We start from the raw sequence: 15,778 nt of genomic DNA on the forward strand, positions 1-15,778 counted from the left end.
CCTAAATATCAGCATCGAAAATCACTGGCTGATTTGGCCTTCTACATCTCGCGCTGCGCCAAAATCATCCAGATACTGGTAATGAAACGTTGATTTTATTTGGTTTACGTTCTCGACTTTTAAAGTGAAATCCTTGCTTGCGCCTGGTGCCAGCATGTCACCTTTTTCGCTCGTAAGTTTGCGGCCAGCAGTATCCTCTGCGCTGATTTGCGCCACGTTGACGTAGTAAGGTGAGTTGTTGACGGCCGTCAGTTGATTGCTTTTGCTGCCTTTTTTCCAGACGAGACCAGCTGCTGCGGTTTCCGCGCCTTTGGCATTCAGCGCTGCGGGGCGATAAAAGAGTTTAATCCGGCTACGAATAGCCATTTGTAGCTGATTTTTATTAGCCAGGCTTTTATCTTTGGGAGGTATGTCCAGCACGTTTAGCCAGAAGATAGACTCTTTACTGGTGGGCAGGTTACTGCCGGTATAAACGATACGCAGCGTCTGCCCTTTATTAGCTTCCATCCGGAATACTGGTGGCAGCATAACGAAGGGAACATTAATTTTATCTACTGGCTGATTGGGGTCGCCATCGTCGATCCATGCCTGAACCAGAGCGGGCTGGTCACCGCGGTTATCTAACCGCACTGTGACCTCTTTCTCAGTAGCAGGATAGATTACCCGAGTGCCGATAATTGTCACACTGGCGAGAGCCGACGAAGAAAAAATGCATGCGAGCAGCAATGAGGTTATAAAGTTAACGCTTTTTTTTTTCATGATATGACTGAGTTGATGGAGAGAAGGGAGAAGGTGGGGGAGCAAGCCCCCACCAGAATCAGTTATAAGAGATTGAGTAAGTCACTCTGGAGTTGACAGTACCTGAAGTTGCTGCAGCGGTAGCGTAGTTACTGAGCGATATAAGTCAGCGTTGCTGCACCAGAGGACAGTTTTGCTTTGAGCGGTGCAGTCATCTGGTCAGTGCTGCCAACGTTCAGCGCGTTGTTTCCGCTATCCAGCAGCTGCAGATCAACATTGGTTGCAGTACCGGTGTTGCTCAGTCGGCCATCAGCGTTGACGCCAGTTACTTGCTCAAAGTAAGCGAAAACGTCGCCAGTCTGGGTAGAGCAGTTACTCAGATCGATAGTGAAACGGGTGTCGCCTGCGGTCTGGCCAGCCGTTTTCAGCAGGCTGGAAGCGACAGTCGGCAACACCACCGGTGCGTCGCTGCCGTTAACCTTAACGGTACAGGTCTGGCTTGCGATGTTACCTGAGAAGTCGATAGTGCCGTCAGATGCTGCATTAACCTGAGTTGCTGCCAGCAGCAGACCAAGAGAAACCATAGCTACCTTTTTCATATACTTTCCTTTGTATTAATCTAAAGTTATTTATCACATCAGCTATTGAGAGGGATTTATTACCTGAAATCACTCAATGGTATATTTTCAGGGGGGAATCATTCTCCCTGAAAAATTAGAAAATCAGCAGGCCGAAGGCGACAGCGGCAACGATGCCAACAATACCCATACCAAACGCTTCGCCACTAACAGGGTTCGCCGCTGGAATATTTTCCGGACGCGTCCATTCGGTGGTTTCCTCCTGAGAGGAAGAGGAGTTCAAATTTTTGAAGAAATTGAGAATTAGCGAGGTTAATGAACCGCCGCTAACATTTGAGATCTCACTAACTTTAAGCTCACGCATAACTCATCCTTCTTACGCAGTAACTGGTTTAACGTTCAGATCAAACTGATTTTCAACAACTTCGTTGAACCAGGCCGCGGTTGTATCCCATCCGTTCATTGCACCATATAATACGCCATCGACCAGGCCGACAACGGCGCCAATAACTAAACCACCAGCACCGGAAACTAAACCTACGCCCAGCACGCCGCCAGCGCTACCGCCGCTCATTGCCCACTTAAGACCAAAAGCGGTAATACCCGTTACGGCGCCAACTACAACCGCACCGATGAAATCAAAAAAACCAGCGCCTGAAACGTTCTGCATTTCAAAAGACGTTAACTCTCTCACTAATACCTCCTCCATATTGTTTTCAACCCGCATTAAGTGGGAAGCGCTATTAAATGGATTAAATTTGCTAAATTAAATAGTAAAAAATCCATAATTTATTTTTTTAAATATTCTTTTTGGTAAAGAGCATGTTTTTGTTAACATATTTTTAACTCCCCTTTCTATACAGGAGTTGAAGTGGATTCTTCAATTGTTCTGTATGCATGATTAAGGCATCGCTAAGCGCCGGGCGCTTAAATATAATCAAGGGGCAGAAATATGGCGGGAACGGAAAATCATATGAAGGAATAACGTATGGTGTAACGTCTCAAAAATGGTCAGGCGAGAGCGATCAACGTTGAGAATTTGCAAAAAACAGCGGAGTATAGAAGAAGAAGCCTGTATGCAAGGTGAAGGATAAATGCCTTCTTTTGGTTTTTTATTCCATTTATTTCATAAATAACAAAACAAAAATCTATATATATCGATTTTGTATAATTAATTATCTGCTTTTGGGAGGCTGTGTTTTAATTTTTCTCAGGAGACATCAGGGCCGAAGCTATTTTTTTAAGTAGAAATTAACATTGATTCCATAATGGTTTTTTTTATTGCAGACCTGATCATATCTTTAATGATTTTTATATTTATTTATTTTTTATGGAGGAAGGAATAACATTAAACTTCAAATGACAATAAATAATCCTTTTTTTCAGAAAAAAGTTATAACACCAACAGGTTATCTCTGTTTGTAGGTGTTATTGGCTGATTTAGGTTATTTATATGGTGTTATGTGTGGCTTTTTTGTCATGGCGCAGTGTTCAGGTCTTCCTTTTGCCTTGTTTATGGGATTGAGTTTTATGGATGGAATTTTATTATAGCAAAATCGCTAAAGGACATTTTGGAAGGCAAAAAGGAGGTGCAGAAACGCATACGCAGTACGCCAGGAGAAAGTACACCGACCATAACAAACTGACTTCTAATTTTATATTAATCACTGAACACGAAGCGCAGCTACGTGCTATCAGTTAGATTGAGCTAATCGATATGTATAGAGTGATTGAGAATCATGAGCGAATCATCGACGCATTGGCGGGTTATACGCAGATTGCAAACCCAGATGAAATTTCGCGCGGTAAGCGCCGTTATCATTTAATTAAAGATAATGTGCGTCGGGTTATGTTCATTCTTGATGGCGATTTTTTACTAAAGCTAAAAAGCGAACATAAAGTGCTAAATATCCTGTCAGCACCTTTCGTAGTAGGCGTGACGCCTGCGCTTGATGAACCTCCTGTTTATCTGGAAAGGGTAGACTATGGAAAGGTGAGCTTTATCGACTATGAAACATTCTGGCGGCTGGTTTTTGAAAAAGATCTCTTCCATGACGCTATGTCGGTTTTGTCAGGCCAGTATTCTGACTTAATGAATTATATACAGTTGCCCAAAAGTAACTCTTACGATGAGGTCATTTCCTTGATCGATCGCTGGAAAAAGCTTCCGCCGCATTTGAAAAAAAGATTTTCAGCGCTGTACCTGATTGAGAATAGCTCTCACCTTTCTAAAAGCTCGATTTGTCGAGTCCTTAAGGAGCTGAAAGACAAAGGGAAGCTGGAGCTGACCAACGGAAAATTTGTCTAGCTGTAAATTCGTATCCGATAATTTGGGATGCTAAAGGGAAAGTGTATGGATGTTAAGGTGATTTTCACGGACGATGATTGTTATTTCAAACTTGGCATCTCTAAGATTATCGAAGAAGCGCTTTTATCCTGCGTCGCCATTGAATTTTTATCGGGAATTGACGGTGAAAACTTACGCCAGGCAGATATTATTCTGGTTAATGTTTCACTCTGGCGTCTGCTTATGTGTCAGCCAGTATATCGTTGCCGTAAACCGGGTAGCATACTTCTGGTTTTTGCGAATTACACTGACAGTGTTGCTTCAGACCTGCTGCCAGTGTGCTATCAATCTCTAACTTTGATTACCCGCAATGATACGGTGAAAAAAGTGAGAGAGAAAATCGCGGCAGCCTGGCTGCTTGCAAATGAAGAAAAGACGAACACTTTTGAGCCAAAAGACTGTAAGGATTGTAACTATTCACGGATCTCGCTAATACAGTTGCAGGTAATGAGTTTGCTGAAAAGGGGACATTCAGTTAGTCAAGCGGCTAAAATTCTTGGAATCTCAATTAAGACAATCTATGCGCATAAATACAATGTAATGCGCAAGTTCGGCCTTAAGGGAGACACCAATTTTATTTCTTTTCTCAATGATTTGTCTTTAGTTGAACTCTATAAGGGGGTTGTAAATGAGAAAAAGAATTGAGCAGCATGCATTTGATGGTTTCAGACTGGTTAAATAATCCTTATAATTTTTCACGCTTATCTCTTTATCAGTTCAATAGTTTGTTCCTCGTAAGATGAACAGGATGTTTTTTGATTTTTCATTATTCTGTTTCTGTTTGCCAGAGGAAATTATGAACAACCAATGTCAAAAGAACACCGCTAACCTGGTTATTTCTTATAACGTTGTAATGGGAATGATTATTGGTATTGTGGTTGTTTTAGCAATCTATCTATTTGATAATTATGCTATTGTCGCTCCTTTGCAACATGCTCCTGTGCTATCACAGTCCGAGCATTTGACTGCGGAGCAAGACCGCTTTCAGTCACTCGATACGCATGCTCATGTTATCGTCTATCGAGATGACACGGCTTTCTTGCCTTCTAAAAAGATACTCAATATTTTCGTTAATAATCAATATAAAAATAGTTTTTTACCTCTGGATAGAGCGCTGAAGGTGGTTTTATGTCCCGGGAAAAAGGCGATAAATGTTTCACTTAGCCAAATTTCCCAACACCACTTTGCGCGGTTGTCAGAATTTGCAGGAGAATCACCAGCGCTACAGGCTGGAAAGCGCTATTACTTTCGAGTGGCCTTAAGCAGCAAGGGCAAGATTGCTGCACGATGGACAGCGGAAAAAGAAGCGCAATCTGCCCTTACCGGCTTTAAACTGCAAACCCGAACCTTATCACAACGCGTGCTACAAGAACGTGATTGCCCTGGGATTACATATTTTAGCAATTCGATGGCTATCTTCACGACCGATAAAAATCCTGTCTCACTAAGCACCGAGGTTAAGAGCGTAATGCCGGTATTGGCGAAAATATCAAAAGAGATGTCAAAGAAGTTGAGCGAGTTATTGTGAAAATTACAGCGATATAAATGATAAAATATCAGTGATCGTCTCTTTTCATAAATGCAATATTATGACGGCGAGGTTAGTCAACTCAGGTTTTTCATCGCTTTCATTTTAGCACAGGGGAGAGAATTTAATTGCGCGGCAAGTCCAGTCAGGAGGTTTAACGATCAAACGTATTTTCCTTTTAAAGGAAGTATAAGTATTGATGTTTATGGCGTAAGAAAAACAGCACGCACCATCTCTTGCTGTTATTGGCCAGGATGATTTCGAACGGCGAGAAGATCTTATTTCAGTATCTGCTGCGTCCGCAGCTTCGTGTTCAGGAAGCCTTCCGCGAGAAGGAAGTAATTAACGACATAGACTGAGCCAGTGAGCCATACAGAAAAAAAAGCCAGCGTCAGCGCTGGCTTTTTCCATTAACCGAAGGACTTATTTGAGAATATAGACATGGTCGACATCGATCTCGCATTGGCCATCGTCGCGATCGATTTCACCCGTTACCCGCACCTTTTTACCGATCAGGTAGCGGCCGTCATCGTCATCATCGTCATCGTCGACATCAATGCGGATACGGCCGGTAGCGTCCTGCAGCCAGTAGTGATCGTCATCCGCCCGGCCGCTGATGGTGCCGGTTATCGCCACGTGTCGATCGTCGCGCATTTTTTTCGCCTCTGCTACTGTGGCCTCCTGCCGGGCAAATGCCGACGATGAACAGAGCAATGCGAGCATGATCCATAAAGTTTTTTTCATTTACTGCTCCTTAGATGAAGAAAAAGACTGCTTTACCCGAAGTTAAAAGCTAATGCGATAACCCGCGTTAACCTGGCGCTGGTTGAAGCGATTGCCGTCCACCATATCGGCCTCGAGGAAGAGGGTGTGATTGCTCATCTGCGCACTGACACCGACGCCGTTATTCCAGCCATTCCCCTGGAAAGAGAGGTGTTCCTGTGAGCCATTCAGCTTATAGGATGCATCGCCGGCATATTCGTGCAGCATGCCCGTTTTAACGTAGGCGTTAAGGTTGTAATCGCGCTGGTTAACTTCATAACCCACCAACATGCTGGCCCGACCCCGCAGCGATTTATAGCTGGCGAGGTCGATATTCAGTCCATTCGAGGCGCGCAGTGAGGTGCCATCCTGATGACCCGCCGTCAGCTGTAACTGCGGCTCCAGATAAAAACCCGCTGCTCCGTCAGAGAAACTGATTTTTTTACCCGCTTCCAGTGACGCGCTGAGGCCCGATGAGACGCCGTAGCCGCTGACACGATTATTCTGGGTATCAAAGACGTTGAACTGATTTCTGACACGGTTGAATTTCATAACGCCATCCACGTAGAAACCGGTATCGTTCAGCCAGGTGCCGTAAAAACCGAAGCTTTCGGATTTGGTGTTGCCGTCGCCATTTTTGTAGTGCGGCGATCCTTCTGTGACACCCATAAAGAGCCCCAGATAGACTGGCATCTCTTCGGACAGGCGTTTGTCGGCGCCGAACTGATAGCCGGTGTAGTTCATGCTGAAATTGCTCAGCTTGCCGTTGTTGAAACCGCTGAGGCGGCCATCCATTCCGCGCAGCCAGACATTCCCGCCGTTTTTTCCCTGACGAACATTGCCCATACGCTGCAGCAGCGTCTGGGTTTCGGCGTAGTCCATCAGATAGCCAATATTAAGGAAGTTCGCGCCGGCGTTGGCGGTTCTGGTAATCGCGGGCTTGCCGCCGGTTGCGGCAGAAGCACTGCCCGAATTGCCTGAAGTGGGCGTCGTGGGAGACGCGCCGGAGCCGTCCGCAGGCGCGGACGCTGGGTCTTCAGCCGGCACGTCAGGTCTCGGCGAGGAGAGCACCCAGTTGTTGCCCTGTTTGTTGACGGTATAAACATAACCGCCCAGCTCCACGTCCGAATTGCCCCGGAAGGTAGCGACGCCATCAGGGGTTTCCACTACGGTCAGCACTTCGTTGCCGGTGGTCACGGCGCTGCCGCGGTTCTGAATCTTCAGGCCGTAGTCGCCGGCGCTGCTGTTGGTCACGACAATTTTGTCGCCGATGTTATTTACGCCGTCGCCCACCAGATCGGTGCGTAGCGCAAAATCGCCGCTGCCACTCAGGTTGGCGATGGTCAGGGTTGAGTAGGTTTCATTGTCCGTGGCTGCGGTGAGATCGACCAGCGCGTTGCGCATTTGCAAATTATCGAGGTTAGAGCTTTGCGAGACGTTCCAGGTGCTGTCGATGAGGCTGACGTTAAGATGGCCGCTGTTGACGTTATCGCTTTTGGCGGCGCCGGACCAGAGAGAACCTGTAGCGAAGCTCAGATCGATTAGGCCGTCCACTGATACTACACTGCCGGTGATATTCATTTTCCCGTCGGCGCTGATAATGCCTGGCGCATTGCCCTCAACATAGGGCGTGACCATCGCGATTCCATCGGGCGAGTTCATCTTGATGGTAAGATCGCCGGTCAGGTTAACCTTGCCGTCAGCCAGGGCATAAATGCCGTAAGAATTAGCGGAACCGGTAATCGTCAACCCGTCGCCGTTAATTAAGCCGCCATCCGTTGCCCAAAGCCCTCTGCCTGTTACGCTCATACTGTTTATCGCAATATCTGTGTTCTGCATATTAATGACCGCGCCTGCAGACTGTGCGGATGCTGCGTATGAGCCCGCCGATTTCAGCGTATTGCGTTCTTCTTCGCTGCCAAGAAAATTGATCGTCGCGGTGTCGCCCTTCGTTGCAATCGCGCCGGCCTGGGCGGAGGAGATCACGCTACCCGCGCCGATAGTAGCCACACCGGTGTCGAGAACAGATATGCCATTTGAGGTGGCGCCGGAGGTGCTGATGGCCAGATGATCGGCGGTTAGCTCGCCCAGGCTCCAGATGCCCGCCGAGGTATCGCCGCTCGTGATAATGGTTGAGTTACTGCCCAGATCGGCCGTGCCGTTAGTCTGAATATTAAGACCCTGGGAGCCTGCGCCAAGGGTAGTAATGGTCAAGTCGTTCGCCTTCAGGCTGGCCGCGCCGTTATCCGCTGTTCCGGTTAGCGCGTCGACCTGGATGCCATGACTGTTAGTGCCGTTGGTATTAATACTGCTGCCGCCGCCAAGACTGGCGCTGCTGCCGTAGCTGTTGACATGCAGGGCAATAATGCTATTGCCCTGAGTGGTGATATTGAGCTTATCAGCCTGCAGCGAAGAGGCATTTTTCACCACTATGCCCTCAAAACCCGAGCCTACGATATTGACTAAAGAGCCGGATCCTAAATCGGCGCTGACCTTATTGCCGCTCAGCTCCATGCCGACGGCGGTTTTGCCTGACACATTAAGAATCAATCTATCTGCGGTAAAGCTGCTGCTATCAGCCTTTATAAAAATGCCTTTAGCATAATGGTCGGCGTCCTTAACGCTTATGGTCGAACCGCTGCCGGCCGCCACCGTGCCTGGCGCTCCTGCCGGAACCAGGATGCCGTAAAGGCCGTCATCCAATAATTTGTCACCAATCAGCGTGGCTCCATCCTCTAAAGTAATATTGCTGCCCGTCTGGCTGCCAACCATAACCGCCGCGAGCGCCATGCCCGGCACGATACCCATGCCGCTGGCAAGCAGTAACGCTTTTGCAATCCGACTCAGTTCAAATTTGTTATTCATACCAGTAACTCTTCCATAAGATTTAAGTGAGGCTTTAGCACTGGCGAATTGCTTTTGCTTCTGAAAAAAGCGAGTCACCAGTTTTTAACGGGCACATGTAAATGTTCTTTAATAGTTCCAGTAAGAACAGGGTAGTGTTAAAGATCAGCAGAATTATGCAGGTCGAATTTTAATGATGTAAAGATGGCGAAAAGGTTATGTACTGCGTTTATCACCTGAAGGGAAATCAGTGTAAAAATAATTTCCATTAAAAATGAAGGCGCTGCGGCTATTGTAATGGCGGGGAAGATGTTAATTTTCATTACACCTGTTGTTTTTTGAGGATATCTATTTAGGCGATTGATTGTTGCCAGGGAGATAACAATCAGATGAGAGTAATATTGAGAGGCGGTTTAACAGAAGCCAGCTAAAATAAAACGTTGTCAGCATATTGCCATTATCATGATGAACAGGGGAATATAACGTCAGGTATTCAAGACGTTTCAGAACACTTAGCGAGTTTTCCTGTTTCATGCAGGCATACAGCCTGTTTAAGGCACTTAACCTATGCTTTATAAAAACAGACTCAGGAGTTAACGTGATGAAAATCAGTAAAACAGCCGTCACGCTGCTGGTGGCCGGGCTTCAACTTGCCGCCTGTGCGCAGCGCGCGCCGGCACCGCAGCGCCTCGACATGCACAATCCGGCTACCGACTGGTGTCTTCATGTCGGCGGAAAACCTTCGCAGGTAAAAAGCGAGGCGGGCGTTACAGGCTATTGCACGCTGCCGTCGGGTGAACAAATAGATGAGTGGGCGCTTTATCACCGGGATCATCCAAAGTAAGCGATCCTGTCGGCCTGTCACATCAATTCTGACCATATAATGGGCTTCACTACGATGTGAAGCCCTTTCTCCTTTAGCAATATTTCCGATTCACTCCTCCTGCTAATTCACCAGCCTCCAGACATCCACCGGAATATCGTTGAGCATTTCATTCATTATCAGCTCAGCCTTACGGTGATCGTAAGCCCCTTCAAAAGAGCATATGTCTTGTGAAGGGACTTTCTTGCGCATATAACTGGTTACGATATCGAGAATATCTTTTGAAGGGCAGCGCCTTAATTCACTTAAATAATCATTTTTGTTCATAAATTCTTTCCTGTATCTGACAGTAAAATAAATGGAACCCTTAGCGCGTTCGGCATCGTCTGCGCCAGTGACGCTGTTTTCCGCTGCTCTTTCCCTGCTCTGGTACGCTGGCGAAAAGGATGGGTGATATACCTCTGCTGAAATGAGGCTGCCCCGATTCCAGAATAATGCATCTGTCATGTGGATAATGACTATCAGTATGCTGAGAAGAGGGCTCAATTTTCAATTTAGTTAACTCCCTGGCTAATAATAAAAAGCGAGCAATGCTGGCGGAAATCGCTGTCATATCCCTTCGCTGTGAGGCATTTATAGTTATTAACCTTTTCAAGATCAAGCCTGATAAAACCGGGAGATTCACGCCTTCACGGCCATTATTATTTTTCAAATATAACATTTTGATAAAAGTATCTCTGTCGCCAGCGGTTTTTTTCTTTGAAAAAGAACGTTTTTCCACAAATTTCATAAACAGAGATGCGGTGCGCATTGAGGATGAGTTAACAACCGGCAAGCAAATTTGTAACCATGAGGGTCATGGCGATCGGATAATTCCGCGCTGGTTTAATTACGGTTAAGGCAGGCGACAGGAAATCATTATACCGAAGAAATAATAAATTGATGCCGGTCGCGCGTGAGGGTAGCCAGACAGAATGCGAACATTTAGCCAGCGCTTTTGTAGAGGCGATCCCGGGCCAAATCCCATACAAGATTAAATACCAGGGTATAGGCAAGAAAAAACAACACCAGACCAGTTTCCAGCCGTATCGCCGCTAACAGGGTTATCTCCAGCCACCATGCGGCAAAGGGAACCAGAACCAGCAGCAGCCCCGTCTCGAACAAAAGCGCATGTAAGCTGCGTACCCCTAACCCCTTTTTAAAGCCCGTGCGCTGTTGCGCGAAATCAAACAGCACATTAAAAAAATAATTCCATGCCATCGCCACGGCGGAGGAAACCAGGGTCAGTACCCCTGACTGCGCGGGCGCGGCGGAAGAGAAGGCAATCAAAATAATAAACACCAGAATATTAGCGATAACTTCAAACAAAATGGCGTGCATCATTCGTTCGAATGGCGTCCGGTTTAATATAGCGAGTTGGCTCACGAATGAATCTCTGACAGGCGACAACGAAGGAGGAGAATGATGACACAAAAAAAGAGAGAAAAACACCACGGCTACACAGGTGATAAAAAACAACATCCATTCCCAAATGACAATAATGGATGAGGGGTTACTATAGTAAAAAAATAAATCCGCCTCTTTTATTTGATATGTATCAAGTCTGACGCTGACGATAATGGCATTGTTGACAAAGGATTTAGCTGCATCATTTTAAACTCTTTATGCGTGATGCATCTTTTTGCCACGGGGCAAAGTATATCGGCCTGATTACATTAGGGTAGCGAAGATGAAAAACAGCATTGCAGATTATTCAAGTAGTGATGCCTGGCGGGTTATTTTATTGTTGAGCCTCGGCTTTTGGGGAAGCATCACTATTTTAGCCATTGCGTTATTGAAAGGTGGTTTCCCCTGGGTTGCATGACGTAAAAAAGGCGCTTTTCGCTGTTTATTTTTACTGCCAAGCCGCGGCATTGATTGTCAGGGCTGGCGTACGCAGCGCCAGCCGCTTATTTATTTTTAATGTAAGGATCCTGTTCGAGACGCGATATATGGCAGACATCATTGATGAGGCGATGGAGGCAATCTCCCTTACCGAAAACGCTGAAGTCGAGGCGATTCGTCGTCGGCTGGCACGCCCCGGCCGGACCACCTGTGTGAACTGTGGCGAGGATATTCCGGCTGAGCGGCGCGAGCTGCTGCCCTCGGTCACGACCTGCATCAGCTGTCAGGAAATCCTGGAACTTCGTGAGCGAACCGGTCAACTGGGCCCGGACCTCTGTTAGCACTCTGGCGCAAGCCTGTCTGCCGGGCAGGCCGCAAAGATAATGCGACCTGCGTGCGGTTATCATTCTGCTGACGCGCAGGTTAATCTCCTCTCTCTGCTCCAGAAACCGCTCACCCCATCCTTAACCCGTCTGGATAACGCACCGTTACCCTGTCGGATCACTTTATGCCTCTGGCTTTGCGCTAAAGAAAGTTAACCGCACAGGGTTGCGGGAGCCCGGCGCATAATAAAAACAGCGTTTTTTGCTTAAAAAAAGTCGCTCTGTGATTAATCCATTGCCGCTGTATGAGCGGTAAAGACGCAATCAAATCAGATAAGCCGCTTTCAGACGGCTGGATATGAATAATTACTCATCTTTTTTACCCATATTGTGCTGCATACTTATGCATTGATTCAGCGTCTGTTTTGCATAAAAGCCATTTTCGCCAATTTTTTCAGATCTTTGAAAGGGTTCAAAAAGTGAATAGAATGGGTTGGGTGTGTATTGACTTTGTTACAGGTGGCGACCAGTATGAGTCTCACTGAAACAGACGGTAGGGCTTTCATTAATCAGTAACGACGCGAATCGAGACTGCTCTCACTATTTTATGCAAAACAAAGAGTGCGATAAATATATTTATTGCGCGGTTTAATTGCGCCAGTTAATTACCGGCGCAGGGACTTCTGTAAATCGTCACGTTATTCCGCCTGTTGCGACAGGAGAAATAAATATGGCGTCGAACAGGTACAGGATGCCCGGCTTTTCGCGTGCGGTCCTCCTGCCAGGGCGACACCTATTCCGCGCTGAAAAACGGGCGGCGACTCTCAGAGGCGCTCCGGGTTTGAGGGCGAACCGGCGCTGAAGCTGAATCGAGTTCCCTAATTTAGAAAGAATTGCCATGACTGAAAAAGAACCGCACGCGCCGTCGCCTCACTCCTCTTCATCGCAGCTTGAGCGCGGGCTTAGCGAGCGCCATATTCAGATGATTGCGCTGGGCGGCGCCATCGGCACCGGGCTGTTTATGGGCGCCGGAAAGAATATCGCCGTGGCGGGCACCTCGATTCTCATCATCTACGCGCTAGTGGGCTTCTTTATGTATATGGTGATGCGCGCCATGGGCGAGGTGCTGTTATCGAAACTCGACTATCGCTCTTTCGCCGACTTCGTCGCCGATTATCTCGGCCCTAAAGCCAGCTTTTATCTGGGATGGTCCTACTGGCTGAGCTGGGTCGTGACCTGCATTGCCGACGTGGTGGTCTGCGGCGGCTATATGCAGTACTGGTTTCCCGAGATGTCCGCCTGGATACCGGCACTTATTACGCTGGGCATTCTCTGTCTGTTCAATCTGCTGTCGGTAAAGATGTTCGGCGAGGCGGAATTCTGGTTTGCCTTAATCAAAGTCATCACCATTGTTGCGCTGATTTTTACCGGCCTGTGGATGGTCGCCACCGGCTGGACCTCGCCCGACGGCGTGCAGGCCTCGCTGCATCACCTGTCAGATCCGGCCGTTTTTTTGCCCCATGGCGTGACGGGCTTCCTCGCGGGTTTTCAGATCGCCATCTTTTCCTATACCGGCATTGAACTGCTCGGCACCATGACTGCCGAAACACGCGAGCCCGAGAAAATCTTGCCGAAGGCGATTAACGCGATCCCGCTGCGCATCATCATTTTCTATATGCTCTCTATGGTCGTGATTATCGCCGTTACCTCCTGGGCGGCGATCTCTCCCGACGTCAGCCCGTTCGTAACCCTGTTTGCCAAAGCGGGCCTGCCTGCCGCCGCCGCGATTATCAACTTTGTGGCCCTTACCTCTGCGATGTCTTCTGCCAACAGCGGCGTCTATTCCAGCACCCGGATGCTCTACGGCCTGTCGGTAGAAAAACATGCGCACTGGCAGTTTCGCATTCTGTCGAGAAGCACGCGCATTCCCGTGCGCAGTCTGCTTTTCTCCTGCTTTTGCATGCTGAGCGGCACGCTGCTGCTGTTTCTTGTGCCGAACGTTATGACGTTGTTTACCATCGTCTCCACGCTTGCGGCGATACTGGTGATCTACAGCTGGGGCATGATCCTGGTAGCCTATCTGGCCTACCGTAAGCAGCGTCCGGAACTGCATGCCCAGTCGCGGTTTAAAATGCCGGCGGGCATCGTAATGAGCTGGATAAGCCTGCTGTTCTTCGCCTTTTCGGTCGTGATTATGGTATTCGATCCCGATACGCTAGCCGCGCTTTGTGCTATGCCGCTCTGGTTTGGGTTGCTGTGGATCGTCTGGCGAGTGAAGGCGCGCAAAGCGCAAACGCTCAAGGCCATTCGCAGCGCCTGACGTCTGCGTCGACCTGCCGGCCGTCATCGCCTAAGGAGCGCTCTTTAACGGCGGCTGTATGTGATGAGAACAAGCGCTCCTCCGAAGGAGCGCAGTTAATCATCAGCTTTGAGTATAAAAATCAGGTCTGGATGAGGTCATCAAAATATCGCGGCATGAAATAAAAGACCAAAGCGCTGACGCTTTGCTTTTGCCTTTTTATAAGCTCGCCTGAGCTAAAAATAAAAAAGCGCCCGGCAAGGGGCAAAAACAACAAAAGTTACATAAATCATCCGTCTCGTGATGTGTGACGTGCAGACACCTCAGCGATAACGTTATTCTTCTCATGATAAACCCTGACTCAACACCCCGTCGTAAGACATTTTCCGCAGCGCATTTATTTATGAATAATTTCATCGCGGGCGGTGCCTGCGATCCTGAAATGCCTGATGCCGATTGTCGTGCTCAAAGGGTGAGAACATTCTTAGCTGGTAAGATTAAGCGTTGAAGGGTGATTTATGATCCCAGTCTGATAATGAACGCTGATTAAAGCATGATTTGTTAAATGAGGCATTTATGAAATCTGTCATTTTTACGGAAGTCTTTTGATGAAGCTGGAAAGGATGCTAATGCGATTCTCGGACAAACTGGCAGGCCTGCTACTTTTTTTAATCTTTTACTGCTCGGCTGGATTTCTGGTCTGGTTATTTTTGGTTAAATGGCACCTGTTGTTTCGTTTTCTTTTTCATTAGTTTTTATTTGTGTTGATACTGTTAACGATAATCATGATCGCAGGTTTCAAAGATTGTCCTGTAAATAAATTGTGATATGTGCGTTAACCAGTCAAAATAGTTTTCGAAACTTTTATGATAAAGGCATTCTGCCGTTTGAAAAATGGCTTTGGCGTGAACTTTGTAAGTAATAAATAACAAGAAAAGGATGCCAGCCAGACCCCAGGCGAACATAATAGCGCTTAATTTTCTGGATGAGTGATACATTTTATGATATTTCAATAGTAACTGGTAAGAACAATAACAAAAATATTACCATTCTATCGAAAAACCACCTAGCGCTATGTCTTCCGCGCATTGACACTATTATTCCATTTTGAGAACAGGCATAAAGAAATATATCTGTTTTCCCTTAATATTAACTATCTTCCTATGTTTACTGAGAGGTCATTACTTTTATTTCCCCCTGACCGCGCGACAGGCGCGCGGCGAGTCATCTGTTCAGATCTCAGGAGATTTCGCGCGATGAGCTACCCTTACTGCTTACCCACGAAGGAGAACAAGATGAGTGATGCAACCCTGATCGAAACGCTGCAGTTCGGCCCTGACGACGCCCCTGAGCAGAAATATGAAATTTACGGCGATGACGAAAACACGCCGACCTATGCGCTGATCTACCGTCAGCACGACGGCGACTGGGAAAAACTGGACGAGAAGCTCACTTTCGCGGCCAGAGACGAACAAAAAGAGGTGGCCGTCGCGATGGATTACGGCTCAGGCGACAGCCTGCCCGAGCTGCGAGATTTACTTGCAGAAGCGCGTGAACACTGCGAACGTCACTGGCAGAACAGCCAGCAATAGTGCGGCCGGGGAAGGTCCCCGGCTTTTTTTTCGATCCTCGCATGCCCCTCTTCCTCTGCG

Annotated in this window: 17 protein-coding genes; 8 read left to right on the top strand and 9 right to left on the bottom strand. The window is 47.4% G+C overall.

What is annotated here, in order from left to right:
• Nucleotides 1-21: 21 nt before the first annotated feature.
• The 4 genes from AC6I7Z_RS22000 to AC6I7Z_RS22015 form a co-directional block, all read right to left on the bottom strand.
• Nucleotides 22-759: a fimbrial biogenesis chaperone gene (locus tag AC6I7Z_RS22000; RefSeq protein ID WP_497815930.1), complete on the bottom strand. Its 738-nt coding sequence runs from the start codon at nucleotides 757-759 to the stop codon at nucleotides 22-24.
• Nucleotides 760-887: 128 nt separating this feature from the next.
• Nucleotides 888-1,337: a fimbrial protein gene (locus AC6I7Z_RS22005; protein ID WP_497815931.1), complete on the bottom strand. Its 450-nt coding sequence runs from the start codon at nucleotides 1,335-1,337 to the stop codon at nucleotides 888-890.
• Nucleotides 1,338-1,452: 115 nt separating this feature from the next.
• On the bottom strand, nucleotides 1,453-1,680 hold the full coding sequence (locus tag AC6I7Z_RS22010) for a hypothetical protein (RefSeq protein WP_497815932.1): 228 nt from the start codon (nucleotides 1,678-1,680) through the stop codon (nucleotides 1,453-1,455).
• Between the two features lie 12 nt (nucleotides 1,681-1,692).
• Nucleotides 1,693-2,010, bottom strand: coding sequence for a hypothetical protein (locus AC6I7Z_RS22015; protein ID WP_497815933.1), 318 nt, complete (start codon nucleotides 2,008-2,010; stop codon nucleotides 1,693-1,695).
• Between the two features lie 1,023 nt (nucleotides 2,011-3,033).
• Here AC6I7Z_RS22015 and AC6I7Z_RS22020 point away from each other — a divergent pair.
• From AC6I7Z_RS22020 to AC6I7Z_RS22030, 3 genes are all read left to right on the top strand, one after another.
• Complete coding sequence (locus tag AC6I7Z_RS22020; RefSeq protein WP_497815934.1) at nucleotides 3,034-3,624, top strand: helix-turn-helix domain-containing protein; 591 nt, start codon at nucleotides 3,034-3,036, stop codon at nucleotides 3,622-3,624.
• A gap of 45 nt (nucleotides 3,625-3,669) precedes the next feature.
• A complete protein-coding gene (locus AC6I7Z_RS22025) occupies nucleotides 3,670-4,308 on the top strand; it encodes a LuxR C-terminal-related transcriptional regulator (RefSeq protein ID WP_497815935.1) in 639 nt (212 codons plus the stop codon).
• Between the two features lie 103 nt (nucleotides 4,309-4,411).
• Entirely contained in the window at nucleotides 4,412-5,191 is a 780-nt protein-coding gene (locus AC6I7Z_RS22030; RefSeq protein ID WP_497815936.1) for a hypothetical protein, read from the top strand.
• Between the two features lie 423 nt (nucleotides 5,192-5,614).
• Here AC6I7Z_RS22030 and AC6I7Z_RS22035 read toward each other — a convergent pair whose 3' ends face one another.
• Both AC6I7Z_RS22035 and AC6I7Z_RS22040 read right to left on the bottom strand, forming a co-directional pair.
• The gene (locus AC6I7Z_RS22035; protein WP_497815937.1) at nucleotides 5,615-5,935 is read right to left on the bottom strand and encodes a NirD/YgiW/YdeI family stress tolerance protein; all 321 of its coding nucleotides are present in this window, start codon (nucleotides 5,933-5,935) and stop codon (nucleotides 5,615-5,617) included.
• Nucleotides 5,936-5,977: 42 nt separating this feature from the next.
• Nucleotides 5,978-8,896 (bottom strand): autotransporter outer membrane beta-barrel domain-containing protein, encoded by a 2,919-nt coding sequence (locus AC6I7Z_RS22040; RefSeq protein WP_497815938.1) that lies wholly within the window; start codon nucleotides 8,894-8,896, stop codon nucleotides 5,978-5,980.
• Between the two features lie 502 nt (nucleotides 8,897-9,398).
• On the opposite strand from AC6I7Z_RS22040, the gene AC6I7Z_RS22045 reads away from it, so the two are divergent.
• Entirely contained in the window at nucleotides 9,399-9,641 is a 243-nt protein-coding gene (locus AC6I7Z_RS22045; RefSeq protein ID WP_497815939.1) for a putative hemolysin, read from the top strand.
• Nucleotides 9,642-9,743: 102 nt separating this feature from the next.
• Here AC6I7Z_RS22045 and AC6I7Z_RS22050 read toward each other — a convergent pair whose 3' ends face one another.
• The 3 genes from AC6I7Z_RS22050 to AC6I7Z_RS22060 form a co-directional block, all read right to left on the bottom strand.
• Entirely contained in the window at nucleotides 9,744-9,947 is a 204-nt protein-coding gene (locus AC6I7Z_RS22050; RefSeq protein WP_497815940.1) for an Hha/YmoA family nucleoid-associated regulatory protein, read from the bottom strand.
• 40 nt (nucleotides 9,948-9,987) lie between these two features.
• Entirely contained in the window at nucleotides 9,988-10,410 is a 423-nt protein-coding gene (locus tag AC6I7Z_RS22055) for a hypothetical protein (protein WP_497815941.1), read from the bottom strand.
• 194 nt (nucleotides 10,411-10,604) lie between these two features.
• Nucleotides 10,605-11,045: a PACE efflux transporter gene (locus AC6I7Z_RS22060; RefSeq protein WP_497815942.1), complete on the bottom strand. Its 441-nt coding sequence runs from the start codon at nucleotides 11,043-11,045 to the stop codon at nucleotides 10,605-10,607.
• A 304-nt stretch (nucleotides 11,046-11,349) separates the two neighbouring features.
• Here AC6I7Z_RS22060 and AC6I7Z_RS22065 point away from each other — a divergent pair, with 304 nt between their 5' ends.
• The 4 genes from AC6I7Z_RS22065 to AC6I7Z_RS22080 all read left to right on the top strand — a co-directional run bounded on the left by AC6I7Z_RS22065 (nucleotide 11,350) and on the right by AC6I7Z_RS22080 (nucleotide 15,718).
• Complete coding sequence (locus tag AC6I7Z_RS22065; RefSeq protein WP_497815943.1) at nucleotides 11,350-11,484, top strand: hypothetical protein; 135 nt, start codon at nucleotides 11,350-11,352, stop codon at nucleotides 11,482-11,484.
• A complete protein-coding gene (locus AC6I7Z_RS22070; RefSeq protein ID WP_497815944.1) occupies nucleotides 11,477-11,845 on the top strand; it encodes a TraR/DksA C4-type zinc finger protein in 369 nt (122 codons plus the stop codon). Before AC6I7Z_RS22065 ends, AC6I7Z_RS22070 begins: the two co-directional genes overlap by 8 nt.
• Nucleotides 11,846-12,725: 880 nt before the next feature.
• Entirely contained in the window at nucleotides 12,726-14,147 is a 1,422-nt protein-coding gene (locus tag AC6I7Z_RS22075) for an amino acid permease (protein ID WP_497815945.1), read from the top strand.
• Between the two features lie 1,274 nt (nucleotides 14,148-15,421).
• Nucleotides 15,422-15,718 carry a hypothetical protein gene (locus tag AC6I7Z_RS22080; RefSeq protein WP_497815946.1) on the top strand — a complete coding sequence of 99 codons (297 nt, stop codon included), beginning with the start codon at nucleotides 15,422-15,424 and terminating at the stop codon, nucleotides 15,716-15,718.
• Nucleotides 15,719-15,778 lie beyond the last annotated feature (60 nt).

The organism is Pantoea sp. X-Soil-MYKO-1289, from assembly GCF_059730625.1.

Excerpts from the sequence above, each read along its gene's own strand:
- AC6I7Z_RS22025 (WP_497815935.1), top strand. The coding sequence starts at position 3,670 with ATGGATGTTAAGGTGATTTTCACGGACGATGATTGTTATTTCAAACTT.
- AC6I7Z_RS22055 (WP_497815941.1), bottom strand. The coding sequence starts at position 10,410 with ATGAAATTTGTGGAAAAACGTTCTTTTTCAAAGAAAAAAACCGCTGGC.
- AC6I7Z_RS22075 (WP_497815945.1), top strand. The coding sequence starts at position 12,726 with ATGACTGAAAAAGAACCGCACGCGCCGTCGCCTCACTCCTCTTCATCG.
- AC6I7Z_RS22050 (WP_497815940.1), bottom strand. The coding sequence starts at position 9,947 with ATGAACAAAAATGATTATTTAAGTGAATTAAGGCGCTGCCCTTCAAAA.
- AC6I7Z_RS22065 (WP_497815943.1), top strand. The coding sequence starts at position 11,350 with ATGAAAAACAGCATTGCAGATTATTCAAGTAGTGATGCCTGGCGGGTT.
- AC6I7Z_RS22080 (WP_497815946.1), top strand. The coding sequence starts at position 15,422 with ATGAGTGATGCAACCCTGATCGAAACGCTGCAGTTCGGCCCTGACGAC.
- AC6I7Z_RS22045 (WP_497815939.1), top strand. The coding sequence starts at position 9,399 with ATGAAAATCAGTAAAACAGCCGTCACGCTGCTGGTGGCCGGGCTTCAA.
- AC6I7Z_RS22035 (WP_497815937.1), bottom strand. The coding sequence starts at position 5,935 with ATGAAAAAAACTTTATGGATCATGCTCGCATTGCTCTGTTCATCGTCG.
- AC6I7Z_RS22030 (WP_497815936.1), top strand. The coding sequence starts at position 4,412 with ATGTTTTTTGATTTTTCATTATTCTGTTTCTGTTTGCCAGAGGAAATT.
- AC6I7Z_RS22000 (WP_497815930.1), bottom strand. The coding sequence starts at position 759 with ATGAAAAAAAAAAGCGTTAACTTTATAACCTCATTGCTGCTCGCATGC.
- AC6I7Z_RS22005 (WP_497815931.1), bottom strand. The coding sequence starts at position 1,337 with ATGAAAAAGGTAGCTATGGTTTCTCTTGGTCTGCTGCTGGCAGCAACT.
- AC6I7Z_RS22010 (WP_497815932.1), bottom strand. The coding sequence starts at position 1,680 with ATGCGTGAGCTTAAAGTTAGTGAGATCTCAAATGTTAGCGGCGGTTCA.
- AC6I7Z_RS22020 (WP_497815934.1), top strand. The coding sequence starts at position 3,034 with ATGTATAGAGTGATTGAGAATCATGAGCGAATCATCGACGCATTGGCG.